Origin of the sequence: Burkholderia sp. PR2 (assembly GCF_052372875.1) — a bacterium.
Taxonomy (GTDB): Bacteria; Pseudomonadota; Gammaproteobacteria; order Burkholderiales; family Burkholderiaceae; genus Burkholderia; species Burkholderia diffusa.
The window spans coordinates 1,702,143-1,727,738 of the sequence record NZ_JBQRWH010000001.1 but is presented as its reverse complement, the minus strand read 5'-3'; the positions used below and the strand labels follow the sequence as shown (position 1 = coordinate 1,727,738).

The 25,596-nt window shown below is 67.7% G+C and carries 20 protein-coding genes and 1 pseudogene; 16 read left to right on the top strand and 5 right to left on the bottom strand.

The genetic code is table 11. The features are described 5' to 3' along the window. The first annotated feature begins 147 nt into the window (after nt 1-147). Both ACT2FV_RS07515 and ACT2FV_RS07510 read left to right on the top strand, forming a co-directional pair. Nucleotides 148-417, top strand: a complete 270-nt coding sequence (locus tag ACT2FV_RS07515) for a hypothetical protein (protein WP_444503549.1) — start codon at nt 148-150, stop codon at nt 415-417. 228 nt (nt 418-645) lie between these two features. Next, entirely contained in the window at nt 646-1,587 is a 942-nt protein-coding gene (locus ACT2FV_RS07510; protein WP_175814860.1) for a transposase, read from the top strand. Between the two features lie 121 nt (nt 1,588-1,708). On the opposite strand, the gene ACT2FV_RS07505 is transcribed toward ACT2FV_RS07510, so the two are convergent. After that, entirely contained in the window at nt 1,709-3,235 is a 1,527-nt protein-coding gene (locus ACT2FV_RS07505) for a mannose-1-phosphate guanylyltransferase/mannose-6-phosphate isomerase (protein ID WP_124621106.1), read from the bottom strand. 427 nt (nt 3,236-3,662) lie between these two features. Between ACT2FV_RS07505 and ACT2FV_RS07500 the strand changes: the two genes are divergently transcribed. The 10 genes from ACT2FV_RS07500 (at nt 3,663) to ACT2FV_RS07455 (ending at nt 16,481) form a co-directional block, all read left to right on the top strand. Next, complete coding sequence (locus ACT2FV_RS07500; RefSeq protein ID WP_124621107.1) at nt 3,663-5,036, top strand: undecaprenyl-phosphate glucose phosphotransferase; 1,374 nt, start codon at nt 3,663-3,665, stop codon at nt 5,034-5,036. A gap of 71 nt (nt 5,037-5,107) precedes the next feature. Further along, nucleotides 5,108-6,523, top strand: coding sequence for a UDP-glucose dehydrogenase family protein (locus ACT2FV_RS07495; protein ID WP_059531601.1), 1,416 nt, complete (start codon nt 5,108-5,110; stop codon nt 6,521-6,523). 40 nt (nt 6,524-6,563) lie between these two features. Further along, nucleotides 6,564-7,007, top strand: a complete 444-nt coding sequence (locus ACT2FV_RS07490) for a low molecular weight protein-tyrosine-phosphatase (RefSeq protein WP_059531598.1) — start codon at nt 6,564-6,566, stop codon at nt 7,005-7,007. Further along, nucleotides 7,001-8,179: a polysaccharide biosynthesis/export family protein gene (locus ACT2FV_RS07485; RefSeq protein ID WP_444503548.1), complete on the top strand. Its 1,179-nt coding sequence runs from the start codon at nt 7,001-7,003 to the stop codon at nt 8,177-8,179. Before ACT2FV_RS07490 ends, ACT2FV_RS07485 begins: the two co-directional genes overlap by 7 nt. A gap of 50 nt (nt 8,180-8,229) precedes the next feature. Then, a complete protein-coding gene (locus ACT2FV_RS07480) occupies nt 8,230-10,455 on the top strand; it encodes a polysaccharide biosynthesis tyrosine autokinase (protein ID WP_444503547.1) in 2,226 nt (741 codons plus the stop codon). 62 nt (nt 10,456-10,517) lie between these two features. Beyond that, complete coding sequence (locus ACT2FV_RS07475) at nt 10,518-11,477, top strand: glycosyltransferase family 2 protein (RefSeq protein WP_059601641.1); 960 nt, start codon at nt 10,518-10,520, stop codon at nt 11,475-11,477. A 43-nt stretch (nt 11,478-11,520) separates the two neighbouring features. Then, nucleotides 11,521-12,657 (top strand): glycosyltransferase family 4 protein, encoded by a 1,137-nt coding sequence (locus ACT2FV_RS07470; RefSeq protein ID WP_059601642.1) that lies wholly within the window; start codon nt 11,521-11,523, stop codon nt 12,655-12,657. A gap of 10 nt (nt 12,658-12,667) precedes the next feature. Beyond that, entirely contained in the window at nt 12,668-14,134 is a 1,467-nt protein-coding gene (locus ACT2FV_RS07465; protein ID WP_059531583.1) for an O-antigen ligase family protein, read from the top strand. After that, nucleotides 14,131-15,315: a glycosyltransferase family 4 protein gene (locus ACT2FV_RS07460; RefSeq protein WP_151048591.1), complete on the top strand. Its 1,185-nt coding sequence runs from the start codon at nt 14,131-14,133 to the stop codon at nt 15,313-15,315. Before ACT2FV_RS07465 ends, ACT2FV_RS07460 begins: the two co-directional genes overlap by 4 nt. Then, nucleotides 15,315-16,481: a glycosyltransferase family 4 protein gene (locus ACT2FV_RS07455; RefSeq protein ID WP_124621117.1), complete on the top strand. Its 1,167-nt coding sequence runs from the start codon at nt 15,315-15,317 to the stop codon at nt 16,479-16,481. The genes ACT2FV_RS07460 and ACT2FV_RS07455 overlap by 1 nt, the downstream gene beginning before the upstream one ends. Nucleotides 16,482-16,639: 158 nt before the next feature. On the opposite strand, the gene ACT2FV_RS07450 is transcribed toward ACT2FV_RS07455, so the two are convergent. Next, the gene (locus ACT2FV_RS07450) at nt 16,640-17,872 is read right to left on the bottom strand and encodes an MFS transporter (RefSeq protein WP_444503546.1); all 1,233 of its coding nucleotides are present in this window, start codon (nt 17,870-17,872) and stop codon (nt 16,640-16,642) included. Between the two features lie 156 nt (nt 17,873-18,028). On the opposite strand from ACT2FV_RS07450, the pseudogene ACT2FV_RS07445 reads away from it, so the two are divergent. Next, nucleotides 18,029-18,484: pseudogene (locus tag ACT2FV_RS07445) on the top strand (winged helix-turn-helix transcriptional regulator); the annotation flags it as partial. 109 nt (nt 18,485-18,593) lie between these two features. Here the strand turns inward: ACT2FV_RS07445 and ACT2FV_RS07440 are convergent. From ACT2FV_RS07440 to ACT2FV_RS07430, 3 genes are all read right to left on the bottom strand, one after another. Further along, a complete protein-coding gene (locus tag ACT2FV_RS07440) occupies nt 18,594-20,051 on the bottom strand; it encodes an MFS transporter (protein WP_444503545.1) in 1,458 nt (485 codons plus the stop codon). A 172-nt stretch (nt 20,052-20,223) separates the two neighbouring features. Beyond that, nucleotides 20,224-20,991 carry a helix-turn-helix domain-containing protein gene (locus ACT2FV_RS07435; RefSeq protein ID WP_444503544.1) on the bottom strand — a complete coding sequence of 256 codons (768 nt, stop codon included), beginning with the start codon at nt 20,989-20,991 and terminating at the stop codon, nt 20,224-20,226. Nucleotides 20,992-21,017: 26 nt separating this feature from the next. Next, nucleotides 21,018-21,359: an FKBP-type peptidyl-prolyl cis-trans isomerase gene (locus tag ACT2FV_RS07430; RefSeq protein ID WP_059601657.1), complete on the bottom strand. Its 342-nt coding sequence runs from the start codon at nt 21,357-21,359 to the stop codon at nt 21,018-21,020. Nucleotides 21,360-21,940: 581 nt separating this feature from the next. On the opposite strand from ACT2FV_RS07430, the gene ACT2FV_RS07425 reads away from it, so the two are divergent. The 3 genes from ACT2FV_RS07425 (at nt 21,941) to ACT2FV_RS07415 (ending at nt 25,295) form a co-directional block, all read left to right on the top strand. Next, complete coding sequence (locus ACT2FV_RS07425; RefSeq protein WP_444503543.1) at nt 21,941-22,858, top strand: metal-dependent hydrolase; 918 nt, start codon at nt 21,941-21,943, stop codon at nt 22,856-22,858. A 438-nt stretch (nt 22,859-23,296) separates the two neighbouring features. Next, nucleotides 23,297-24,760 (top strand): sigma-54 dependent transcriptional regulator, encoded by a 1,464-nt coding sequence (locus tag ACT2FV_RS07420; RefSeq protein WP_124621126.1) that lies wholly within the window; start codon nt 23,297-23,299, stop codon nt 24,758-24,760. Nucleotides 24,761-24,821: 61 nt separating this feature from the next. Beyond that, nucleotides 24,822-25,295: a hypothetical protein gene (locus ACT2FV_RS07415; protein WP_444503542.1), complete on the top strand. Its 474-nt coding sequence runs from the start codon at nt 24,822-24,824 to the stop codon at nt 25,293-25,295. The last annotated feature ends 301 nt before the right edge of the window (nt 25,296-25,596 follow it).

The following is a 25,596-nucleotide window of genomic DNA, read 5'->3' as shown; positions in this document are numbered from 1 at the left end:
TGTCGGCTGTCTGCTACGCCGAGGATGTAACAGACCCGTCGACGCTTGCATGCCGGGAGACGATGTGCATCGACCCGCGACCGCTTTCACTACTCGCAGAGAAACAATAAAAAGATTGTGCACGGGGAAAATTCAGTTCAATCGAGTTTGAACGATTTACCGATCCGTGAATATCTTGTTACGATTTTTTCCCTGATTTACCGATTTTCGGCGGCAATTCCCGGAATTGTTTCAGGCAAGGGTCGGAACAAGTCGGGCGGCCTGCCGGACGGGCCGCATCCGCACCCCGCAGAGCCCCGCCAGACGGGGCTTTCCAGCGCCCCGCATAACGATCGCGTAAAAAAATTCAAGCGTAAATGGATTGCGCATCCATGGCAGGTTGTTTCAGTGCGTAACATTAAGTCATTGTCATATTGAGATAAACCCTGAGGATGGTATGCTTCGTGCACAAAAATTCCCACATTGGAGTGAGACCGTAGTTTGTGCGCCATTGCCGTGAATGGCGGCACCGTGAAAGTGCGGTGTCGCACCGGCATGCACAACGACCGGATAACCATAATGTGCAACCGGGCCGCCCCGTGACGCGATGCGTGACGACGGCGCCGACAATCGCAGCCCCGGCCTGGCTGCGTGGAGAAATCGACTATGTTCTTCGATGAGCTTAACGATGAAGAGTGGTTTCGACTTTCAACGCTGATCGCCGATGAACCCATTCGGCTGAACCGTCGAGGCCGTCCGCGAGCCGAACCGCGCGTTGTCGCCAACGCGGTTCTCTGGATCCTGACGACCGGTGAAGCGTGGTCCAAACTGCCCGGGCGCTATCCGTCCGGGCCGACGTGCCGTCGCCGCTACGAGGAGTGGCTCGCGAACGGCACGCTGCTGCAGATGATCGACGTGCTCACCCAGTTCAGCGGGCGCACGTTCGCGTACGTGCCGCCGCCGCCGGTGCCGGTCGCGCCGGCATGCCGCGCGGAGCCCGTGCCCGACAACGACCGTCTGCGCGGCGTGTTCTGGCAGAACCCCGAGTCGTGGCAACTGCCGGTCGCTCAGGCAAACGTTTGGGATGGCGAGGGCGCGACGCTGACCGCGATGCCGAACGCCGCCGACGACGCGTCGCGCGGTGCATCGTTCGCGGTGCCGGGCGCGCAGCCCGCGGGGCTGCGTCACGGGCGTCCGTCCGCCGCGAGCTTCGCCGCGGCCGAGCCGCAAGTCGACGAATACCGTGGCTATACGATCTGCGGCAGCGCGCAACCGGTGCAGAACCTGATGTACCGCGCGTGGGCCGAGATCACTCAGGACGACCGGCGCGTCGAGCGCTCGGGCCTGATCGGCCCGCGCTTCACCGATGCGGAGGAAGCGGAGCAGTACGCGCTCGACTGGGCGCGTCAGTGGATCGATCGCCACGGGGCGAGCGACGAACCGGTGCGTGCGCCGCAAAGCGAGGTGCTGGCCGGCCTGTCCGAGCTGGCACGTGCCGAGTCGGACATCAAGCGCTTCATCGCCGAGCGTCGTGCGGGCGCGTTGTCCGAGAGCCGCAACGATCCCGTGCAGGCGGACCGCCGCGAATACGCGTATCGCGTAGGTTGATCGTCGTCCGAACGAAAACGCGCGGGTCGTCGTCCGTCACGACGCCCGCGCGTTTTTTTGTCTTCGGCATGCCCGTGATGCCGGGTGCACCGTCGAGACGGCGCGCCCGGCAGGCGTGGCATCACTGGCGACCGTAGGTATCGTCGAAGCGGACGATGTCGTCCTCGCCGAGATACGCGCCCGACTGCACTTCGATCAGCTCGAGGGGCATCTTGCCCGGGTTCTCGAGACGGTGCGACACGCCGAGCGGGATGTACGTCGATTCGTTTTCCGACAGCAGGAAGGTTTCGTCGCCGCGCGTGATGCGCGCGGTGCCGCGCACGACTATCCAGTGTTCGGCGCGGTGATGGTGCATCTGCAGCGACAGTCGTGCGCCCGGCTTCACGACGATGCGTTTCACCTGGAAGCGCTCGCCCATGTCGACCGAGTCGTAATGCCCCCACGGGCGATGGACCTTGCGATGATCGGTCGCTTCCGCGCCGCGTTCGGCCTTGATGCGCCCGACGATCTTCTTCACGTCCTGCACGCAGGATTTGTCGGCGACGAGCACGGCGTCCGGCGTTTCGACGACGACGAGATTGCGCGTGCCGACACACGCGATGAGCCGGCTTTCCGAATGCGCGAAAGTCGATTCGGCGTTTTCGAACAGCACGTGGCCGCGGCCGACGTTCTCGGCTTCGTCCTTCGGCAGGATCTGCCAGATCGCGTCCCACGAACCGACGTCCGACCAACCCGCGTCGAGCGGCACGACGACGCCTTCGCACAGCTGCGGCAGGTTCACGAGCCGCTCCATCACCGCGTAGTCGATCGAGTTCGACGGCGACGCGGCGAACGCGTCGCGGTCGACGCGGAAGAAGTCGCCGTCGTCCTTGCCGCCTGCGACGGCCTGCTCGCAGGCTGCGAGGATCTCCGGTTCGAGCTGGCGGATCGCGTTCAGCCACACCGACGCGCGCACGATGAAGATCCCGCTGTTCCACCAGTATTCGCCGGACGCGACGTACTGCTGCGCGAGTTCGAGATGCGGCTTCTCGACGAAGCGGTCGAGACGGCGCACGTCGAGGTTGCCGGTAGCGGCGTCGCCGAGCGGCGCGCCGACGCGGATGTAGCCGTAGCCCGTTTCGGCACGGCCCGGCACGATGCCCATCGTCGCGATCTTGCCCTGGGCCGCGCAGTGCACGCCGGCCGCGACGGCCGCATGAAAGCGCGGCTGGTCTGCCACCGCGTGGTCGGCCGGCATCACGGTCATCACGGCATCGCCGCCGCCGGCGACGATTCGCAGCGCGGCGAGCGTCAGCGCGGGCGCGGTGTCGCGGCCGAGCGGCTCGAGCATGATCGATGCACGCTTGCCGGTCAGGCGCAGTTGCTCGGCAGTCGTGAAGCGGTGATCCTCACCGCACACGATCAGCACGTCGTCGTTCAGCGGATGACCGGTCGCGAGGCCGTCGAGCCTCAGCGCGGTGGATTGCAGCAGCGAATGATCGCCGAGCAGGCCGATCAGCTGTTTCGGATAGTGTTCGCGCGACATCGGCCACAGACGCGTGCCCGAACCGCCTGCAAGGATCACCGGCTGCACCGCGACCCGCGTCGCGGCGTCGGTTGCGGCGGAAGAAGAAGGGCGCGTATCGGCTGCCACGGCCGGAGCATTCATGATGACACTCTCCTCGATTGAAGTCAGTGCCTGTTTGTAGCATGAAGTAAATCGACAATAAAACCGGGGCGATTTGCGCGATATTCGACGCGCACGTATCAGGAAAATTTTTCTTCGATGGCACGCGATGCAAATAAAAAAATAAAAAATAATTCGACGAATCGGGCTGGAGCCCCGTCCTGAAAAGGGTTCGTGGGAACCGTAAAGTTCTCGAAAAAATCCCGATTCACGATCGATTCGGGAAAACGTGCCGATTTAATTCGGAAATGTCGCGGCAAGAATTTCCGATTATTTTTCGAAATACTTGAGCGCTTGAGGAGCGATTTTCTTGTCGCTTCAATAGCGTCATGCAACGTTTGAATCGAAGGTGCGGCACGGGCTGCACGAGGAGCTGTTCGGCAAACGCCTGTTCAAAGAGGAAGCAGACATGTTGAGCGTGCTGGCGAGAGTCATCGATATTGCGATGGTCGTGTTGGGGGCGTTGATCGCCGCCGCGCTGCACGGCGGCAGCATCTGGCTCAACGACCTGCAGCGCACGACGGTGCTGTTCGACTGCCTGCTGGTCGTCGTGTTCTTTCCGGCCATCGGCATTTACCAGTCGTGGCGCGGCAAGCGTCTCGTCGGTCTGGTGGGGCGCGTCGCGTTCGCGTGGCTGGTGGTCGAGCTCGCGGGCATCCTGATGAGTTTCAGCTTCCACCAGTCGGGCGACCTGTCGCGACTGTGGCTCGGTTACTGGGCGGTGGTGACGATGGCGCTGCTCGCCGGCTCCAAGGCTTGCGTGCACGTCGTGCTCCGGCAACTGCGCCGCGGCGGCTACAACCTGAAGGCAGTGGCGATCGTCGGCGGCACGCCGGCGGCGCGGCGGCTGATCGCACAGATGCGGGCGCGTCCGGAAGCGGGCTTCAACCCGGTGTGCGTGTACGACGAAAGCGAAGTACCGGGCGAAGTCGCGCTCGACGACGTGCGTATCGAGCGGCAGTTCGAATCGCTGGTGTGGCTGGTGCGCAGCCGCGCGATCAGCGAGCTGTGGCTCACGCTGCCGATCACGGAGGAGCGCCGGATTCATCAGATCGTGACGGTGTTCCGCCACGACTTCGTGAACATCCGTTTCATTCCGGACGTGCGCACGCTGTCGTTCTTCAACCAGGAAGTGGTCGAGGTGCTCGGCGTGCCGGCGATCAACCTCGCGGCGTCGCCGATCACCGACGTGCGGATCCTGCCGAAGTTCGTGTTCGACCGGCTGTTCGCACTGGCGGCGCTTACCGCGCTCGCGCCGGTGATGCTGCTGATCGCATGTCTGATCAAGCTCACGTCGCGCGGGCCGGTGTTCTTCCGCCAGAAGCGCAAGGGCATCGATGGCCACGAGTTCGAGATCTACAAGTTCCGCTCGATGAAGGTGCATCAGGAAGTCGCGGGGCAGGTCACGCAGGCCACCAAGAACGACACGCGTGTGACGCCGGTCGGCCGCTTCCTGCGCCGCACGAGCCTCGACGAACTGCCGCAGTTCATCAACGTGCTGAAGGGCGAGATGTCGGTCGTCGGTCCGCGTCCGCATGCGCTCGCGCACGACGACATCTACAAGGATCTGGTGAAGGGCTACATGTTCCGCTACCGGATCAAACCGGGCATCACCGGCTGGGCGCAGATCAACGGCTTTCGCGGCGAGACCGACCAGATCGAGAAGATGATGGGACGCGTGAAGCTCGATCTGTACTACATGCAGAACTGGTCGTTCTGGCTCGACATCAAGATCGTCGTGCTGACGCTCTGGAAAGGCTTCACCGGCAGCAACGCTTACTGACGCGGTTTCGTCCCGCGCAGACACTCCGGTTTCACGAATTTCGAATCATTGGTCACGAGGTCCGACACATCATGAATCTGACTATCATCGGCAGCGGTTACGTAGGTCTTGTCACCGGCGCCTGTCTCGCCGACATCGGGCACGACGTGTTCTGTCTCGACGTCGATCAGGCAAAGATCGACGTCCTGAACAACGGCGGCGTGCCGATCCACGAGCCGGGCCTCAAGGAAGTCATCGCGCGCAACCGCGCGGCCGGCCGCCTGCGCTTCTCGACCGACATCGAGGCCGCGGTCGCGCACGGCGACGTGCAGTTCATCGCGGTCGGCACGCCGCCCGACGAGGACGGCTCGGCCGACCTGCAGTACGTGCTCGCGGCGGCGCGCAACATCGGCCGCTACATGAAGGGCTTCAAGGTGATCGTCGACAAGTCGACGGTGCCGGTCGGCACGGCCGAGCGCGTGCGCGCGGCGGTGGCCGAGGAACTTTCGAAGCGCGGCGGCGACGCCCCGATGTTCTCCGTCGTGTCGAATCCGGAATTCCTGAAGGAAGGCGCGGCGGTCGACGATTTCACGCGGCCGGACCGCATCGTGATCGGCTGCGACGACGACGTGCCGGGCGAGCGCGCGCGCGAACTGATGAAGAAGCTCTACGCGCCGTTCAACCGCAACCACGAACGCACGCTGTACATGGACGTGCGCTCGGCCGAATTCACGAAATACGCGGCGAACGCGATGCTCGCGACGCGCATCTCGTTCATGAACGAACTGGCGAACCTGGCCGACCGCTTCGGCGCGGACATCGAGGCCGTGCGCCGCGGGATCGGTTCCGATCCGCGCATCGGCTATCACTTCCTGTATGCGGGTTGCGGCTACGGCGGCTCGTGCTTCCCGAAGGACGTCGAGGCGCTGATCCGCACGGCCGACGAGCACGGCCAGTCGCTGCAGATCCTGAAGGCCGTGTCGTCGGTCAACGCGACGCAAAAGCGCGTGCTTGCCGACAAGATCGTCGCGCGCTTCGGCGAGGACCTGACTGGCCGCACGTTCGCCATCTGGGGGCTCGCGTTCAAGCCGAACACCGACGACATGCGCGAGGCACCGAGCCGCGAGCTGATCGCCGAGCTGCTGTCGCGCGGCGCGCGCATCGCGGCGTACGACCCGGTCGCGCAGCAGGAAGCGCGCCGCGTGCTCGCGCTCGATCTCGCGGATCACCCGAGCTGGCTCGAGCGTCTCACGTTCGTCGACGACGAGGCGCAGGCCGCGCGCGATGCCGACGCGCTCGTGATCGTCACCGAATGGAAGGCGTTCAAGAGCCCGGATTTCGTCGCGCTCGGCCGTCAATGGAAATCGCCGGTGATCTTCGACGGCCGCAACCTGTACGAGCCGGAGACGATGAGCGAGCAGGGCATCGAATACCACCCGATCGGCCGCCCCGGCTCGCGTCAGGCCGTCGCCGCCCGCGTGCCGGGCGCCGCGCGCGCGAACGCGTGACCCGCGCGTCGCCGTTACCCGTAACCCGAATCGAGACGCCATGTTCCGGAACATCCTGATCGTCTGTCATGCGAACGTCTGCCGCAGCCCGGCGGCGGAACTGCTGTTCAAGTCGCACGCGGCGTCGCGCGGCGGCCCGCGCGTGACGTTCCACTCCGCCGGCGTGCGTGCGAACGACGGCGACGGCATCGATCCGGTGATGCGGCAACTGCTCGCCGAGCGCGGCGTCGATGCGACGACGCACCGGTCGCGGCGGCTGTCGCGCCGGATCGTGCGCGACGCCGACCTGATTCTCGTCAGCGAGCGCGAACAGATCAAGGCCGTCGAATCGGTCGATCCGTTCGCGCGCGGCAAGGTTCACCTGCTGGGCAAGTGGGAGGACGCCGAGATCGCGGATCCGCATGGCGGCCCCGAGGCCGACTATCGCGAGAGCTACTCATTGATCGAACGTCTGGTTCAAGGATGGCTGCAAAAACTATGCTGAAACGTCCCATGCGCCCGCTGGCGCTCGCCGTCGCGATGACGACCTTCCTGTCGGCCTGCGCGACTGCGCCCGGCAACTATCTCGACTCGTCGAACCTGAAGGACGAAGGCCGGCAAGGTCAGGCCGAAACCTATCCGGTTCATTACATCGACGCGAAGCTGGTGATGGATCAGCTGCAGAAGCAGCAGGTCGAACACCCGCTGCCGCCGGGCCGTTACACCGATCCGTCGCAGTACGTTTACCGCATCGGCCCGCAGGACATTCTCGGCGTCACCGTGTGGGACCACCCCGAGCTGACGACGCCGCAGGGCCAGTCGTTCTCGAGCGGCGGCAACACGACGCAGACGATCGCGGGCGCGCTGCAGCAGCCGTATTCGTCGTCGCTGCCGGGCCAGGCCGATCCGTACGGCCAGACCGTGGCCGCCGACGGCACGATCTTCTTCCCGTTCGTCGGCCGCATCCACGTGGCGGGCAAGACGATCGCGCAGACGCGCGACGAGTTGGCCACGCGCCTTGCGCGCTACGTGAAGAATCCGCAGCTCGATGTGCGCGTGCTGTCGTTCCGCAGCCAGAAGGTACAGGTGACGGGCGAGGTGAAGACGCCCGGCCCGCTCGCGATGAGCGACGTGCCGCTGACGCTCGTCGACGCGATCTCGCGCTCGGGCGGCTCGACCGCCGAGGCCGACCTGCAGCGCGTGCGCCTGACGCGCGACGGCAAGCTCTACACGCTCGACGCGAACGGCGTGCTCGACCGCGGCGAAGTGAAGCAGAACGTGATGCTGCAGCAGGGCGACATCGTCAACGTGCCGGACCGCAGCGACAGCCGCGTGTTCATCATGGGCGAGGTCAAGACGCCGGTCACGGTGCCGATGCTCAAGGGCAGGCTGACCATCGCCGACGCGCTGACGGCTGGCGGCGGCATCCTCGACACCGATGCGAACCCGCGCAAGATCTACGTGATGCGCGGGATGCGTGACAACCCGACGAAGCCGGAAGTGTTCCGTCTCGACATGACGCAGCCGGATGCGCTGATGCTGTCGAGCCGCTTCCCGCTCCAGCCGCTCGACGTCGTCTACGTCAGCACGGCCGGCTCGGTGCAGTTCAACCGTGTGCTGCAGCAGGTGCTGCCGACGATCCAGACGATCTTCTACATGCGGCAAATCACGCGCTGATAGCCCGCCGGGGCGGCGCCTGCCCCCCGGCACCACTCAAGCGGGAACGAATGGTGAACACGCAAGCAAAACACGCCTACGCGGATCTGACCGCGAAAACCGAGGAAGAGGACGTCGTCCTCGGCCAGCTGCTCCAGGTGCTGATGGACGACATCTGGCTGCTGCTCGGCATCGCGGTGACCGTCATCGCGCTCGCCGGCCTCTACTGCTACATCGCGAAACCGGTGTACCAGGCCGACGTGCACGTGCGGGTCGAGAGCAACGACAACACGTCGCAGGCGCTCACGCAGACGCAGACGGGTGCGACGATCAACAGCGGCCCGCAGCAAGCGCAGACCGACGCGGAAATCGAGATCATCAAGAGCCGCGGCGTCGTCACGCCGGTCGTCGAGCAGTTCAAGCTGAACTTCTCGGTCGTGCCGAAGACGATTCCGCTGCTCGGCAGCCTGTCCGCACGCGTCGCGACGCCCGGCGTGCCGTCGCGCGCCTGGTTCGGCCTGCGGTCGTACGCATGGGGCGGCGAAGTCGCCGACATCGACACGATCAACGTCGTGCCCGCGCTCGAAGGCAAGAAGCTGACGCTGACGGCCGGTCTGAACGGCACCTACACGCTCGTCGACGCGAACGGCAGCCGCCTGCTGTCGGGCCGTGTCGGCGAATCGGAGCAGGGCGGCGGCGTGACGCTGCTGGTGCAGAAGCTGGTCGCGCGTCCGGGCACGCAATTCACGGTGGTCCGCTACAACGATCTCGATGCGATCACCGGCTTCCAGTCGGGCATCCAGGTGTCCGAGCAGGGCAAGCAGACGGGCGTCGTGCAGATTTCGCTCGAAGGCAAGGACCCGGACCAGACCGCCGCGATCGCGAACGCGCTCGCGCAGTCGTACCTGAACCAGCACGTGATCGCGAAGCAGGCCGAAGCGACCAAGATGCTCGACTTCCTGAAGGGCGAGGAGCCGCGCCTGAAGTCCGATCTCGAGCGGGCGGAAGCCGCGCTGACGCAGTATCAGCGCACGTCCGGTTCGATCAACGCGAGCGACGAGGCGAAGGTCTATCTCGAAGGCAGCGTGCAGTACGAGCAGCAGATCGCGGCCCAGCGCCTGCAGCTCGCATCGCTCGCGCAGCGCTTCACCGATTCGCACCCGATGGTGATCGCCGCGAAGCAGCAGCTCGCGGAACTGCAGGGCGAGAAGGACAAGTTCAGCAACCGCTTCCGCAGCCTGCCGGCGACCGAAGTGAAGGCCGTCCAGCTCCAGCGCGACGCGAAGGTCGCCGAGGACATCTACGTGCTGCTGCTGAACCGCGTGCAGGAGCTGTCGGTGCAGAAGGCCGGCACGGGCGGCAACATCCACCTCGTCGATTCCGCGCTGCGCCCGGGCGATCCGGTCAAGCCGAAGAAGGTGCTGATCCTGTCGGCCGCGGTATTCCTCGGGCTGATCCTCGGTACCGGCATCGTGTTCCTGCGCCGCAACCTGTTCCAGGGCATCGAGGATCCGGATCGCGTCGAGCGCACGTTCAACCTGCCGCTTTACGGACTGGTGCCGCAAAGCACCGAGCAGGTGAAGCTCGACGCCATGGCCGAGAAGGGCGGCGGCCGCGCGCGGCCGATCCTCGCGAGCCTGCGTCCGAAGGACCTGAGCGTCGAAAGCATGCGCAGCCTGCGCACCGCGATGCAGTTCGCGATGATGGATGCGAAGAGCCGCGTGATCGTGCTGACCGGCCCGACGCCGGGCATCGGCAAGAGCTTCCTGACGGTCAACCTCGCGGTGCTGCTCGCGCATTCGGGAAAGCGCGTGCTGCTGATCGACGCCGACATGCGTCGCGGCATGCTCGACCGCTACTTCGGCCTCACCGCGCAGCCGGGCCTGTCCGAATTGCTGAGCGATCAGTCGCCGCTCGAGGAGGCGATCCGCGAGACGCCGGTGCAGGGCCTGTCGTTCATCTCGGCCGGCACGCGCCCGCCGAACCCGTCGGAGCTGCTGATGTCGACGCGCCTGCCGCAATACCTCGAAGGGCTCGGCAAGCGCTACGACGTCGTGCTGATCGACTCGCCGCCGGTGCTGGCGGTGACCGACGCGACCATCATCGGCCGCATGGCCGGCGCGACCTTCCTGGTGCTGCGCTCGGGCATGCATACCGAAGGCGAGATCGCCGACGCGATCAAGCGCCTGCGTACCGCGGGCGTCGATCTGGAAGGCGGGATCTTCAACGGCGTGCCGCCGAAGGCGCGCGGCTACGGCCGCGGCTATGCGGCCGTCCACGAATACCTGAGCGCCTGACGGCATTGCACGAAACCGGGCCGGCGTGCGCAGCGCCGGCCCGGCCGACTGGAGAACCCTCGATGAAAATTTCCGTGCTCGTTCCGACCTACAGGCGTCCCGCCGACCTCGCGCGCTGCCTGCTGGCGCTGCAGCGCCAGCAGCGGCTGCCCGACGAGGTGATCGTCGTCGCGCGCCCGGAGGACGATGCCACGCACGAGCGCCTCGCCGATCCATCGGTCGGCGGCATGCTGCCGCTGCGGATCGTGCCGGTGGACGTGCCGGGGCAGGTCGCCGCGCTGAACAAGGGGCTCGACTCGGCGAGCGGCGACATCGTCGCGATCACCGACGACGACGCGGCGCCGCGCGCCGACTGGCTCGCGCGCGTCGAAGCCGTGTTCCTGGCCGACCCGCGCGTCGGTGCGGTCGGCGGCCGCGACTGGGTGCACGAGAAGGGCCGCGTGCTCGACGAGTCGCGCGAGCTCGTCGGCCAGCTCACGCTGTCCGGCAAGATCGTCGGCAACCATCATCTGGGCGTCGGCGGCGCGCGCGAAGTCGACATGCTCAAGGGCGCGAACATGAGCTACCGCCGCGCCGCGATCGAACGTCTGCGCTTCGACACGCGGCTGCGCGGCGCCGGCGCGCAGGTGCACAACGACATGGGTTTCAGCATGCAGGTGCAGCGTGACGGCTGGAAGCTCGTCTACGACCCGGCGATCGCGGTCGATCATTTTCCGGCCGAGCGTTTCGACGACGACCGGCGCGATGCGGCATCGCTGAATGCGATCAGCAACGGCGCGTACAACCTGCACCTGATCCTGCGCGAGCATCTGCCGCCGGTGCGGCGCGAAATCGCTTGGTGGTGGTGGACGCTGATCGGCACGCGCGTCTATCCGGGCTTCGCGCACGTGCTGCTGTCGCTGCATACCGCGCGGCGCGACCGTGTGCGCGAGCACTGGCGCGCGGTGCGCCGCGGCGCACGCGATGCGCGCCGCGCCGACCTTGCCCCCCATCGTGCGGCGATGCCGCCGGTGACGTCTTGAACGGGCTGCGCGCACGACGCGCGGCCATCCCCGGAGGGCTTGCATGAATTCCACGAAGGTTCACGTCCACCTGTTCTACGGCGCCGATCCGCGTACTTACCGGAAAGGCGAGAACATCGGCTGCCTGTACGGCTATCACCACGCGGAATCCGACGAATTCCGGCTGACCTATTCGCAGGACCGGCGCGAGAACCGCGTCGCGAGCCTCGTGCGCCGTGCGCTCAAGGCGGCGCTTGGCTTCGACGTCGTGCATGCGTGGCGCAATCGCGCGGCGTTGTTGGGCACCGACGTGATCTGGACGCACACCGAGCAGGAGCATCTCGCCGCCGCGCTGATCCTGAAGCTCGCCGGCGCACAAGGCAAGCGCCCGCTGCTGCTCGCGCAGAGCGTGTGGCTGTTCGACAAGTGGAACACGTTCGGCGGCCCGCGCCGCTGGCTGTACCGCAAGCTGCTCGCGCGCGCCGACGCGCTGACGACGCTCGCCCGCGACAACGCCGAGCTGTGCCGCCGCTTTCTCGGGCGCGAGGCCGAGTTCGTCTACTACGGGCTGAACACGCAGGACTTCCCGCTCACCGAGCCGCAGCAGTGGCAACCGAACCGGCCGCTGCGGATCGCCGCGATCGGCAACGACCGCGATCGCGACTGGCGCACGTTCCTCGCCGCGTTCGGCGGCGACGAGCGCTACGACGTGCGGCTCGCGACGCGGCGCCGCGTGCCGCGCGAGTGGCATGCACCGAACGTGAAGATCGGCTCGGCGTCGGGCCTCGCGAAGCAGCACGAACTGTACGCGTGGGCCGACGTGATCGTCGTGCCGCTGCGGCCGAACTTCCACGCGTCGGGCATCACCGTGATGCTCGAGGCGGCGGCGGTCGGCAAGCCGATGATCGTGTCCGACGTCGGCGGGCTCAGCGACTACTTCCCGCACGATACGGCCGCCTACGTGCCGGCGTTCGACGCAGCGGCGATGCGCCAGGCCGCCGATCGCTTCGTGGCCGATCCGGCCGCCGCGCTCGAATGCGCGCGTGCCGCGGCCGCGTGCCTGCGCGAGCGCGACCTGACCACGCAGGCATTCGCCGAACAGCACGTGCGGATCACGCGCGACATGCTGCGCCGGCGTCGCACGCCGGCGGCGGCCGGTCTCGCGATGCCGCTCGCGGATTCGCGCCCGTCGTCGCGGTGAGAACGGATCGATGAGTACGATTGCCGCCGAACGCGCACCGTCGCGCAGCCGCAGCCGGTTGCCCGAACCGAAGCACTGGGTCGGGCAGGCGGGGCTGTGGACGTTTACCGCCGCGCTGATCGCCATTCACCAGGGCAAGGTGCTGACGCTCGCGTTTCCGGTGCTGGCCATCGCGGTCGGCATCTGGCTGTATTTCAAGAGCCCGGCGCGCTACGTCGGCTTCATGTGGTGGGTGTGGTTCCTGAGCCCCGAAGTTCGACGTCTCGCCGACTGGTCGAAGGGCGCGTTCACGCCGACGAGCCTGATCCAGGTCGCGCCGCTCGCGGTGACGATGATCGCCGGGTTCGGGCTGCTCAGGCATTACCGCGTGCTTGCGCAGCGGCGCGGGATTCCCGTGCTGCTGATGCTGTTCGGGCTGACGTATGCATATCTGGTGGGGATCGTGTCGAGCGGCGTGATGGCCGCGACCTACGACCTCGCGAACTGGGTGTACCCGGTGCTGATCGGCTTTCACATCATGGTCAACTCGCGCGACTATCCCGAGTACCGCGACGTGCTGCTGTCCACGTTCATGTGGGGCATGCTCGTGATGGGCGTGTACGGCGTCGTGCAGTACTTCGTGATGCCGCAGTGGGACGTGCTGTGGATGATCGGCTCGGACATGGGTTCGCAGGGCGAGCCGGTGCCGTACGGTGTCCGCGTCTTCAGCACGATGAACTCGTCGGGGCCGTTCGCGTTCGCGATCATGGGCGCGCTGGTGTTCGTGTTCGCCGCGCCGCAGAAGGTCCGCTGGTTCGCGGGCGCCGCCGGCTTCGTGTCGTTCGCGCTGTGTCTCGTGCGCTCGACCTGGGGCGGCTGGGTGATCGCGCTCGCGATCCAGCTCGTGCAGTCGAGCAACCGCGTGCGGATGCGGATCCTGATCAGCGGTGTCGTGCTGGTCGGGCTATGCGTGCCGCTGCTGACCGTCGGCCCGGTGGCCGACCGCCTCGGCGCGCGCCTGCAATCGATCACGAACCTGAAGGACGACCGCAGCTACGACGACCGCAACAAGTTCTACGCGACCTTCGCGCAAACGGCGTTCACCGACGTCGCCGGCGAGGGGATGGGCGCGACCGGCGCGTCCACCAAGCTGTCGAGCGACAGCGGCGAGCTCGGCAAGTACGGCAGCTTCGACAGCGGCGTGATGAACGTGCCGTTCGTGCTCGGCTGGCCCGGCACGCTGCTGTACCTGTCGGGCGTCGTGATGCTGCTCGCCCGCACCCTGCGCGCGGCATTCAAGCTGCGCAAGGACAAGTTCGTCGGCGCATGCCTGAGCCTGTGCCTGTCGGTGTTCGCGATGCTCGTGTTCACGAACTCGCTGATCGGCACGGGCGGCCTGCTGCTGTTCACGGCCATTTTTTCAATACTATCCGCGGCGCACTGGCAGAAGGCACAGCGCCTGCTGGCCGCCGCGCGTTCACGGGGAGGCGACCATTGAGAATCGCGATCGTCACGCACGTCGTGCGACATAACGACGGGCAGGGCCGCGTCAATTACGAAATCGCGCGCGCGGCGCTGGCCGAGAACTACGAGGTCACGCTGGTCGCGTCGCATGTCGCGCCCGAGCTGCTTGCCGACCCGCGCGTGCGCTGGGTGCCGGTGAAGGTCGGCGGCTTCTGGCCGTCGAATCTCGTCAAGCAGCAGGTGTTCGCGCTGAAGAGCGCGTGGTGGCTGCGCGCGCATCGCAGCGAGTACGACGTGCTGCACGTAAACGGCTTCATTTCGTGGATCAAGGCCGACGTGAATACCGCGCACTTCGTGCACGGCGGCTGGTTCAAGAGCCCGTATTACCCGTTCGGGCTGACGAAGGGGCTGTGGTCGGCCTACCAGTACGTCTACACGCGCGTGAATACGGCGCTCGAGCGCTGGGCGTACCGGCGTTCGCGCGCGATCACGGCCGTGTCGCAGAAGGTGGCCGACGAGATCGCCGGGCTCGGCATCGACAGCGGCAAGATCAGCGTGATCTACAACGGCGTCGACGGCAGCGCGTTCGCCGGCGCGCAGGCCGATCGCGCGGCGTTCAAGCTGCCGGACGATGCGTTCCTGCTGCTGTTCGTCGGCGACCTGCGCACGCCGCGCAAGAACCTCGGCACCGTGCTGAAGGCGCTGACGAAGCTGCCGGCGAACGTCCATCTCGCGGTGGCGGGCTATCTGCCCGGCAGCCCGTATCCGGACGAGGCGCGCGCGCTCGGCATCGATTCGCGCGTGCATTTCCTCGGTCTCGTGAAGAACATGCCGACGCTGATGCGCTCGGTCGACGCCTACGTGTTTCCGTCGCGCTACGAAGCGATGAGCCTGTCGCTGCTGGAAGCAATGGCGGCCGGGCTGCCGGTCGTCACCGCGCGCACCGCCGGCGGCGCCGAAATCATTACGCGCGACTGCGGGGTCGTGCTGGAGGACCCCGACGATCCGGCCGCGCTCGCGCAGGCGATCGGCTCGCTCGCGGCGTCGCGCGACACCTGTCGCGCGATGGGCGACGCGGCCCGCGAACTGATGACCCGTTTCGGCTGGGCCCACATGGGCGCCCAGTATGTCGCGCTCTACCGGCGCATCGGCCAACCCTCGCAGCCGTCCGCCTTCGAGCGGGTCGAGCATGCGGTTACGCAGGAGCAGTCGTAATGTCCCAATCTTCCCGGCCGATCAAATCGTTGCAGATTGGCATGCACTGGTTCCCCGAACGCGCGGGCGGCCTCGACCGGATGTACTACTCGCTCGTCGGCGCGCTGCCCGGTGCGGGCGTCGAGGTGCGCGGGCTCGTTGCCGGCTCGCCGAAGGTCGCCGACGACACGGGCGGTGCGATCCAGGGCTTCGGACCCGCGTCGCAGCCGCTTGCGCGCCGCATGCTCGCCGCGCGCCGCGCGTTGCGCGACGAGATCCGCAGCGAGCGTCCGGACGTGATTTCGTCGCACTTCGCGCTGTACACGTTCCCGGGCCTCGACGTGACGCGCGGGATTCCGCAGGTGTCGCATTTCCAGGGGCCGTGGGCCGACGAAAGCCAGGTCGAGGGCGCCGCGTCGCTCGGGCAGCGCGCGAAGCGCTATCTCGAACAGGCCGTCTATACGCGCTCGTCGCGCCTGATCGTGCTGTCGCAGGCCTTCGGCCAGATCCTGACGAACCGCTACGGCATCGATCCGTCGCGCGTGCGCGTGATTCCCGGCTGCGTCGATACCGCGCAGTTCGATACGCCGCTCACGCCGGCCGAGGCGCGGCACAAGCTGCAACTGCCGCAGGACCGGCCGATCGTGCTGGCCGTGCGCCGGCTCGTGCGGCGCATGGGGCTGGAAGACCTGATCGACGCGATCGGTCTCGTCAAGCACCGTCATCCGGACGTGCTGCTGCTGATCGCCGGCAAAGGCAAGATCGGCGAGGAACTGCAGCAGCGCATCGACGACGCGGGGCTGCAGGACAACGTGAAGCTGCTCGGGTTCGTGCCCGACCATCATCTCGCGGCGCTGTACCGCGCGGCGACGGTCAGCGTCGTGCCGACGGTCGCGCTCGAAGGCTTCGGGCTGATCACGGTCGAATCGCTGGCGTCCGGCACGCCGGTGCTGGTGACGCCGGTCGGCGGGCTGCCGGAGGCGGTGGCCGGGTTGTCCGACGATCTCGTGCTGCCGTCGACGGGCGCGGATGCGATCGCGGAAGGGCTCGGCGGCGCGCTGTCGGGCGCGATCACGCTGCCGGACGAGGCCGCGTGCAAGCGCTACGCGCGCGACCATTTCGACAACGCGGTGATCGCGCGACGCGTCGCCGGCGTGTACGAAGAGGCGATCCAGGCGGCGGGGTAAGCGAATGCGGCACGCCGCCGCGACGGTCGGGCCGGCGCACGCGCACGCGCACGCGTCCGGTCCGCATGCCGGCCGCTCGATCCGGGCGAGCCGGTTTTTTTTCGTTCCGTGCGAGGCAGGCCGCGGTTCGCGCTCGGTGTTCGACACTTCGACACGCGTCATGCACGCCGGAGCGTCACGGCCCATACGGCGAATGCACCCACGCTGACCGCCGCCCCGAGCCCGCAGACGCCGACCCATCCGGCGTGCGCATACATCATCGTCGACGCAATCGCGCCGAGCCCGCTGCCGACTGAATAGAACAGCATGTAGCACCCGACAAGGCGTGCATGCGCATCGGGCCGCGCGCCGAGGATCATGCTCTGGTTCACGACGTGGACGGCCTGCCCACCGACGTCGAGCAGCACGATGCCGACGACCAGCAGCGCGATCGACGTACCGGCGAACGCGAGCGGCAGCCACGAGAGCGCGAGCAGTGCGAGCGCGGTGCCGGTCGCGGCTTCACCGAGGCCGCGATCCGCGAGCCGGCCGGCGCGCGCGGCGGCTGCCGCACCCAGCGCGCCGACCAGACCGAATGCGCCGATCTGCGTATGCGACATCGCATGCGGCGGCGCGCTCAGCGGCAGCACGAGCGCGCTCCAGAAGATGCTGAACGCCGCGAACAGCAGCAGTGCGATCGCCCCGCGCACACGCAGCACGCGCTCGTCGCGCAGCAGCGTGACCATCGAACCGAGCAGCGCCGCGTAGCCGATGCGCGCGCGCGGCGCGTCCGCATCGGGCAACAGCCGCGCCAGCGCGACCAGCATCGCGATCGCGAGCGCGCCCGACACCAGATAAACCGCACGCCAGCCGGCGACATCCGTGACGACACCCGCGAGCGCACGCGCGGCGAGCAGGCCGATCACGACGCCGCCCTGCGCCGCGCCGACCACGCGGCCGCGCTCGCCGGCGCCTGCAAGCGCGGCCGAGCAGGCGATCAGCCCTTGCGTCATCGCGGTGCCGAGCAGCCCGACCGCGACCATGCCCGCCAGCAATGCGATGCGCGTCGGCGAGGCGGCCACGCCGATGCATGCCGCCGTCAGCAGCAAAAGTTGAACGGTGATCAGGCGTTTGCGGTTCAGCAGGTCGCCGAGCGGCACGACGAACAGCAGCGCGAGCGCGCAGCCGAGTTGCGTCGCGGTGATGACGCCGCCGATCGCTGCCTGCGATACGCCGAAGTCATGTGCGATCGAGTCGAGCAGCGGCTGTGCGTAGTACACGTTCGCGACGCTCGCCGCGCAGCAGACGGCGAGCAGCACGACGCGCGCCGTCGACACCCGCGAGACGGCGATCGGACGAGCGGTGCGCGACGTCGCGTTCGACGCGACCGTTCCTGAACTGGGTGATTCCATGGGGTGTCTCACGCTCACTCAAGTGGTTGCAATTTGAAACTAGTGTGAGTGTAGGAAAAGTGGTTTTAAAATGCAACCTGTGTGACGGCGGGCGATGGGCCTGCGCACGGACGGCCGGCGGCCCGCGAAGGCGCCGGCGCGACAGCGGAGAGCAATATGGCCAGGCAGAAAAGTCTCGCGGATTCGCCGTGCCCGGTGGCGCGTGCGACCGATATCGTCGGCGATCGCTGGGCATTGCTGATTGTGCGCGATGCGTTCGACGGCGTGCGCCGGTTCGGCGATTTCCGCGCGAGCCTCGGCGTCGCGAGCAACATCCTGTCGGACCGGCTCAGGATGCTGGTGGACGCTGGCGTATTCGAAGTCGTGCCCGCGTCGGACGGCAGCGCATATCAGGAGTACGCGTTGACGAAGAAGGGCGAGGGACTGTTTCCGGTGATCGTGATGTTGCGGCAGTGGGGCGAGGCAAACCTGTTCGAGCGCGGCGAGCCGCATTCGGTGCTGGTCGAGCGCAAGACGGGCCGGGCGATCCGCAAGCTCGCGCTTCGGCACGACGACGGCCGGCCGCTGAAGGCGGCGGAGACGGTCGTGCGGAAGGTGGGCGACGAGGGGGGGCGGGACGCGGGCGTGAGTGTTCGTTCGCCACGGCACGCAAGAACCAATCGTTTCCGCTTCGCGGCGTCGACGCACCGGTCACGCGCCCGATGACGGCCGACCGCACCGTTCAATCGGCTGCCGACGCCGCGCGACGCGCACCGGATGCACCGCGATGCGCATCCGGCCTGACCAGCGTGGCGAGCAGCGCGGCCGCGACCAGCAGCCCGGCCGACACGCCGGTTTCGACATGCAGGCCCTCGACGGTCTGCCACGCGGCGCCGCTGCCCGCGACCGCGCCGAACGCGGCGACGCCCATCGCGCCGCCGGTCTGTCGCGCGGTGTTCAGCACCGCAGATGCGATACCCGCGCACTCATGCTCGACCGACGCGAGCACGGCCGTCGTCATCGCCGGCACCGCGAAGCCCATGCCGGCCGGAATCAGCAGGAACGGCACGAGCAGCAGCGGCAGCGGCGTCGACGCATCGATGAAATGCAGCGCGCCGTAGCCGAGCGCGGCAACCAGCGCGCCCGCGAGCATCGGCGCGCGCGGGCCGTGACGCGCGACCGCGCGGCCGCTCGCGAGGTTCGCCAGCAGGAAGCCGCCCGTGAGCGGCAGGAACGCGAGCCCCGCCTGCCACGCCGATTCGCCGCGCACGCGCTGCAGGTACAGCGCAAGCACGAACACGGTGCCGTAGTACGTGAGGTTCACGCAGATGCCGAACAGGACAGCCGCGCTGAACGTGCGGCGGCGGAACAGCGACAGCGGCAGCATCGGCATCGCGGTGTGCGACTCGACCGCGACGAACGCGAGCCCGGCCAGCGCCGCGAGCGCGAAGCCGCCGGCGACGACCGGATGCGTGAAGCCGAGCGGTTGCCATTCGATCACGGCGGCGGTCAGCGCGGTCAGCATCGCGATCGCGATGAGCTGACCGCGCAGGTCGAGTGCCCGCACGGCGCGCACGGGCGTCGTCGGTTGCTTCGATGTAGCGCCGATGTGACGCGCGGGCACCCATGCGAGCGTGGCCGCCAGCCCCGCCGCACACAGCGGCAGGTTCACGAGAAAGATGCCGCGCCAGCCCCATGCTGAGATCAGCAGGCCGCCCACGACCGGGCCGGCCGCGATCGAGATCGAGCCCGCGGCCGTCCACCAGCCGACGGCACGGGCGCGCAGAGGCGGATCATGCCGGCACGCATCGTTGAGCAGTGCGAGCGAATTCGGCAGCATCGCCGCGGCGCCGACGCCTTGCAGCGCGCGGGCCGCGATCAGCATCGCGGGCGCGATGGCGGCGCCGCACGCAAGCGACGCGAGTGCGAACAGCACGAGGCCGACGACGTACATGCGGCGTGCGCCGAAGCGGTCGCCAAGTGCGCCGCCCGACAGCATCAGCACCGCGAACGCGAGCGTATACGCATCGACGACCCACTGCAGGCCGGCGACCGGCAGATGCAGATCGCCGGCCAGATGCGCGAGCGCGATGTTGACGATCGTTACGTCGAGTTGCGTGACGACGAAGCCGATGCTGACGGTCGCGACGATGCGGGCAAGCCCGGGCGGAAAGGCGGCGGAGCGGGTGGTCGTGTCCATGCACCCATCGTAGGACGCGACGGGCGGGCAACGTTTCAGGGAGGCGTGAAGCGTCGATACCGTCGCGATGTGGCCGGCTTGCCGGCCGCAGCGCGACAGGGGAACGGAGGCCGTGAGGCTAAGCGAGCCGTGACACGGCTTTCCGGCAGGCCGGGGCGACGTGCGTGAGGGCTCAGTGCCGCTCGCCGCGCCAGCGCCCCGGTGCGACGCCGAAGCGCTTCTTGAAAGCGTGCGTGAAGGTGCTCTGGTCGGCGAAGCCGACCATGCCGGCGATGTCGACGAGCGGATGGCGGCCGTCCGCCAGCAGCACGACGGCGGCGTCGAGCCGCAGCCGCTGCAGGTAGCGATGCGGGGTTTCGCCGAACGCGTCGACGAACAGTTGATGAAAGCGGCGCATTCCGTAACCACAGTGCGCGGCAAGATCGGCGATGCGCAGCGGTTCCGCGAGCCGCGCGCGCAGCCAGCGGTCGATGCGCGCGAAATCCAGGCCCGCCGCGGGCGCGGCGAGGCCGGCATCGTCGAGCAGCGCGTCGCACAGACGTGCGGCGGCCTGCCACTGGAAGCGATGCGCGCGCTGCGTGTCGCCGGCTGTCCCGTCGAATTGCGCGGCCGCCGCCGCGACCTGCGCGACGAGCGACGTGAGCGCCGGGTCGATCGACACGGCACGCGCGCTGTCGAACAGCCGCTGGGGCACCGCGAGCGACGCGGCGGGCAAGTCGAGCACGAGCTGGCGATTCTCGCCGAGGCCCGAGTAATCGTGGCGCGCGCCGGCCGGAATCAGCCACGCCGCGTGCCGGTCGATGCGCTGGCCGACGCCGTCCACCGCCATCACCATCGCGCCGTCGACGCCGATCACGACCTGATGAAAGTCGTGCACGTCGGATGCTTCGCACGTGTCGTAACGGCGCAGCGCGATGGCCGGAGACGGGATGCGTTCCATCGGAAGGACGTCGGCCGACGGCGTCGTCAGACGGCGAGCAGTTCGACTTCGAACACGAGCGTCGCGTTCGGGGGGATCACGCCGCCTGCGCCGCGCGGGCCGTAGCCGAGTTGCGGCGGGATCGTCAGGCGACGCACGCCGCCGACCTTCATGCCCTGCACGCCTTCGTCCCAGCCCTTGATGACCATGCCGCCGCCGAGCACGAACGCGAACGGGTCGTTGCGATCCTTGCTCGAATCGAATTTCTGACCGTCGGTCAGCCAGCCCGTGTAGTGGACGCTGACGGTCTGGCCGGCTTGCGCTTCCGCGCCGCTGCCTTCGGTCAGGTCTTCGATTTTGAGGCCCGATGCGGTCGTGGTGACAGACATGACTTCTCCTGAAAGGGGTTGGGTAAAACCGCTATTGTAGGCGAGCGGGCAGGGGGCCGCCTTACGCGACAAGCGCCCCGCGGCATGCCGATCGCGCGCCGGCCGCGGTGGTGGTCTTGCATTCCGCGTGAAACGCGAATGGAACGCGCGTTTGAATTTTTCGCGAACCGGATCGACGGGGTTGCGCCGCGCGAACGGGGCGCGCGTATGAATCGGTGCCACCCGGCTGCTCGGCGTCACGTCGGGCGGCACCGCGTGATCCCGCGAAACGCCCGTCGCGCGGGGTGTGTGTGCCGATTTCGGCGCGTGCGTGCGCCGTCTGGCTGCCGGTCGCGTACCGGCGTGCGCGTTCGAATCCCGGCGCGCCCGAATGCCGCTCGAACCTCGTTTTTTCCGCGCTGCCGACCGTGCCCTGTTTGGAAGCGCGCGTCTACCGCGCGGCTTGCGCGCGGTACCGGCCGGCGCCTATCTTTACAGTTATCGATGTCAAGATTTCGGCGTTGCGCGATGCGCTGCCCGGGCCCGCGCCGACAAGGCCGCGACGGCTGACGGGCCGCCCGAAAACCAGGAGAACGACGAACATGAAGTCAGCCGCTTCAGCCATTGCAGCCGAGGTGATGCCAGTGCGCCGCGACTTGCGCTTCGACCTGCCGGTCGAGCGCGCGAAGGACTGGCATGGGCTCGGCCCGCACGTGACCCACTTCTTCAACGCGCTGTCGCTGCTGTTTCCGGCCGGCGAACGCTTTTTCATGGATTCGGTGCGCAATTATCGCGACCGGATCGACGACCCGGTGCTCAAGCGGCAGGTGCTCGGCTTCATCGGCCAGGAGGCGATGCATACGCGCGAGCATGTCGAATACAACGAGCTGATGCAGGCCAACCGCCTGCCCGCGCGCAAGCTCGACAAGCGAGTATGGACGGTGCTCGGCTTCATGAAGCGTACGCTGCCGCATTCGGTGCAGCTCGCGCACACGGTCGCCGCCGAACACTACACGGCGATGCTCGCGGACTGGCTCCTGCGCGACCCGACGCGCCTGGACGGTTCGGTCGAAGGCTACCGGCAGATGTGGCTGTGGCATGCGCTCGAGGAAACCGAGCACAAGGCCGTGTCCTACGACGTGTGGAACGCCGTGATGAAACCGGGCCTGCGCCGCTACCTGATCCGCGTCGGCGTGTACCTGGTGACGACGCTGACGTTCTGGCCGACCGTGTTCCTGATGCACTTGACGCTGCTGTCGCGCGATCGCGACATCAGGCATCGTGTGCGCGGCATGCTGCGCATGATTGCATTCCTGTACGGGCCGCGCCGCGGGCTGTTCCCGCGCATCGCGGGTGAATGGCTGAGCTTTTTCCGGCCCGGCTTCCATCCGTGGGACCACGACAATCGCCACCACCTCGCGCGCGTCGACACGCTCGCCGCCGCCTACGGAGAACACGACGGCGCGTCGGCCGGACGCGGCCGCGCTCACGCACTCGCGCTGCTCGCATCGGGGCGCTGACGCCGCCACGCCGCGCGGCACGTGTTGCGTTCGTGCATCATCCCCACTTCTTCTGACGATTGACCGGCGTCAAGCGGAAAACGGTTGCGCGAGCGCGTGCCGGCGCGGCCGCCGGGGCCGCGCCGGCGCCTGCCGCCGGGCCGATTCCACGTGCCCGGCGCCGCGCGCCGCACCCGCGCGCCCGCACCGGCGCGGCTTCGCGCGCCCGATATCCGTACGGCCATGTTTTCGCAGCCGCCTCGCCACCGGGATATCACCCATCTAGCCGCGCATCGGCGGCACCGATATACCGTTCATGAAAGGATCCGCCCGGCGCGCGATTATTGCCCGGGGGGATTTTATTCGGACGGAAATGCGGCCAATATGTCGGTTCGATCGAGGTCCTTCGGATGCGGCGGCGAGCCGGCGCACGATACCAACGCCAAGCGGGGAACAACGATGGTTGCAAGGTCACCCGACGCAAGCGGGACGGCGGCGTCCGAGATGCCGCCCGTGTCCGTTACCGCTCCCGAGGCTGGGCGCAAGCTGTTCGTCATCATGCGTTCGCCGGACGAGCCGTTGCTGGCGCAACTGCGGGAGTTCGGCTGGGACATCTCGGTCGCGAAGACGGCCGGCGCCGCGCAGAACATGACGTCCGGCGTGAATGTCGCAGCCGGGCTCGTCGATTTCTCGGGCTTCACGTCGCGCGACTATCCCGCGCTGAAAGCGTGCCTGAGCCAGCCGGCGATCGGCTGGATTTCCGTCGCGCAGGCCGGTGTCACGATCGGCGTTGCCGTGCGCGAACTCATCCGCAGCTATTGTTTCGATTACGTGACGCTGCCGTTGCCGTACGAATGGATTTCGCACGTGCTCGGCCATGCGCGCGGGATGGCCGCGCTCGATCGCGTCGACGGCGCGGCGTACGCGGCGTCGATCGGCGAGCACGGGATGATCGGCAACTGCGAAGCGATGCAGCAGCTGTTCAGCACGATCCGCAAGGTCGCGAAGACCGACGCGAGCGTGTTCATCTCCGGCGAGTCGGGTACCGGCAAGGAGCTGACGGCGCTCGCGATCCACGAGCGCTCGGTGCGTGGCAAGGGGCCGTTCGTCGCGATCAACTGCGGCGCGATTCCGCATCACCTGCTGCAGTCGGAACTGTTCGGCTACGAGCGCGGCGCATTCACCGGGGCGAACCAGCGGCGCGCAGGCCGGATCGAATCCGCGAACGGCGGCACGCTGTTTCTCGACGAAATCGGCGACATGCCGATCGAAAGCCAGGCGAGCCTGCTGCGCTTCCTGCAGGAAGGGAAGATCGAGCGGCTCGGCGGCCAGGAGTCGATTCCGGTCGACGTGCGGATCATCTCGGCGACGCACGTGGATCTCGACGGCGCGGTCGAAGCCGGACGCTTTCGCGCGGACCTCTATCACCGGCTCTGCGTGCTGCGCATTCACGAGCCGCCGCTGCGTGCGCGCGGCAAGGACATCGACATCCTCGCGCATTACGTGCTGCAGAAATACAAGGCCGACAGCGGCCGCAAGATCAGCGGCTTCACCTCGGCCGCGCTCGACGCGATGCGCCGCTACGAGTGGCCCGGCAACGTGCGCGAGTTGATCAACCGGGTGCGCCGCGCGATCGTGATGGCCGAGAGCCGGCTGCTGACGCCGCACGACCTCGGGCTCGAGGTCCCGGGCGAAACGGAGCCCGTGACGCTCGAGCAGGCGCGTTCGCTCGCCGAGCGCACCGCGATCGAAAACGCGCTGCTGCGCAACGATCACCGGATCAACAAGGCCGCCGCCGAACTCGGCATCTCGCGCGTCACGCTTTACCGGATGATGATCGAGCACGGGCTCAACGACCACGACAACAACGGCGGAAAGGACGGCGTGCCGCCCGACGACGCCGACCATCAGCGAGTCGGCTGAACGACGGCGGGAAGCGTCCACGGCCGTCCCGTGCGCGGGCGTCCGGCGCCATGTAAAGAGCGTGAAACGTTTCGTGCCGGCGGCCACCCGGATCGACCCGGCAAACGTGCGCGGCGGCGTGCCGCCCGTGCCGGGAAAATATTCCGGATCGTCCGTGCGCCTTGTCCGGCAAGGCATCGCCGCCACACGGGCGCGCCCGCCCGCGCCCCGCATGTTTCAGTTTCGCAACGTCCTGCCTGCCCCGCCCGTTGCGGCCGCGGGCTTGTCCGATGAAAGCCTTGTGCGGCCGGCCCGGAACGAAGCTGGCCCGCTCCTTGCGGAGTTTGAGGTGCGAAAGTCGATGACGTGGCGTCCGGCCGGTCCGGCAGCGAATCATGCGAGGACCGGCAAGAACGCAGTCCACGGGGATGACCTGACGGACGGGCAGCATAGCCCTGCTCCGAACGGCATGGGCCGTCATCGACGGATCGTCGGGGCGCCGGCTGTGTCCGGTTGCCGGTACAAGCTACGGATCGAATACGGGGTAGAAAAATGACGAACGATCGCCACACGCAGCGGCCGGCAGGCCGCGATCGCAGTGATTCGACCCATCGCCGGTCGACCGCGCATCTTGCTGCCGGCCGGCATGCGTCGACAGGCCACCTCTCCGCGCCCGGTGCGAGGCGGATCCGGCTGATACCCGGTCATCCGCGCCGGGCCGGCGCTTTCTCGCTCGCCAACCCGATCCGCATGGGGATGTGCACGCGGGCACCGGTTCCCCGGCGCCCGATCTTGGCTTATTGACGACGTCGAGCGCCTGCTGTCGCCAGAGCAGGTGATCCGTTTGCAATGCGAAT

Excerpts from the sequence above, each read along its gene's own strand:
- ACT2FV_RS07485 (WP_444503548.1), top strand. The coding sequence starts at position 7,001 with ATGCTGAAACGTCCCATGCGCCCGCTGGCGCTCGCCGTCGCGATGACG.
- ACT2FV_RS07500 (WP_124621107.1), top strand. The coding sequence starts at position 3,663 with ATGTTGAGCGTGCTGGCGAGAGTCATCGATATTGCGATGGTCGTGTTG.
- ACT2FV_RS07450 (WP_444503546.1), bottom strand. The coding sequence starts at position 17,872 with ATGGAATCACCCAGTTCAGGAACGGTCGCGTCGAACGCGACGTCGCGC.
- ACT2FV_RS07505 (WP_124621106.1), bottom strand. The coding sequence starts at position 3,235 with ATGAATGCTCCGGCCGTGGCAGCCGATACGCGCCCTTCTTCTTCCGCC.
- ACT2FV_RS07430 (WP_059601657.1), bottom strand. The coding sequence starts at position 21,359 with ATGTCTGTCACCACGACCGCATCGGGCCTCAAAATCGAAGACCTGACC.
- ACT2FV_RS07455 (WP_124621117.1), top strand. The coding sequence starts at position 15,315 with ATGTCCCAATCTTCCCGGCCGATCAAATCGTTGCAGATTGGCATGCAC.
- ACT2FV_RS07510 (WP_175814860.1), top strand. The coding sequence starts at position 646 with ATGTTCTTCGATGAGCTTAACGATGAAGAGTGGTTTCGACTTTCAACG.
- ACT2FV_RS07480 (WP_444503547.1), top strand. The coding sequence starts at position 8,230 with ATGGTGAACACGCAAGCAAAACACGCCTACGCGGATCTGACCGCGAAA.
- ACT2FV_RS07495 (WP_059531601.1), top strand. The coding sequence starts at position 5,108 with ATGAATCTGACTATCATCGGCAGCGGTTACGTAGGTCTTGTCACCGGC.
- ACT2FV_RS07440 (WP_444503545.1), bottom strand. The coding sequence starts at position 20,051 with ATGGACACGACCACCCGCTCCGCCGCCTTTCCGCCCGGGCTTGCCCGC.
- ACT2FV_RS07465 (WP_059531583.1), top strand. The coding sequence starts at position 12,668 with ATGAGTACGATTGCCGCCGAACGCGCACCGTCGCGCAGCCGCAGCCGG.
- ACT2FV_RS07470 (WP_059601642.1), top strand. The coding sequence starts at position 11,521 with ATGAATTCCACGAAGGTTCACGTCCACCTGTTCTACGGCGCCGATCCG.
- ACT2FV_RS07475 (WP_059601641.1), top strand. The coding sequence starts at position 10,518 with ATGAAAATTTCCGTGCTCGTTCCGACCTACAGGCGTCCCGCCGACCTC.
- ACT2FV_RS07420 (WP_124621126.1), top strand. The coding sequence starts at position 23,297 with ATGGTTGCAAGGTCACCCGACGCAAGCGGGACGGCGGCGTCCGAGATG.
- ACT2FV_RS07425 (WP_444503543.1), top strand. The coding sequence starts at position 21,941 with ATGAAGTCAGCCGCTTCAGCCATTGCAGCCGAGGTGATGCCAGTGCGC.
- ACT2FV_RS07435 (WP_444503544.1), bottom strand. The coding sequence starts at position 20,991 with ATGGAACGCATCCCGTCTCCGGCCATCGCGCTGCGCCGTTACGACACG.
- ACT2FV_RS07490 (WP_059531598.1), top strand. The coding sequence starts at position 6,564 with ATGTTCCGGAACATCCTGATCGTCTGTCATGCGAACGTCTGCCGCAGC.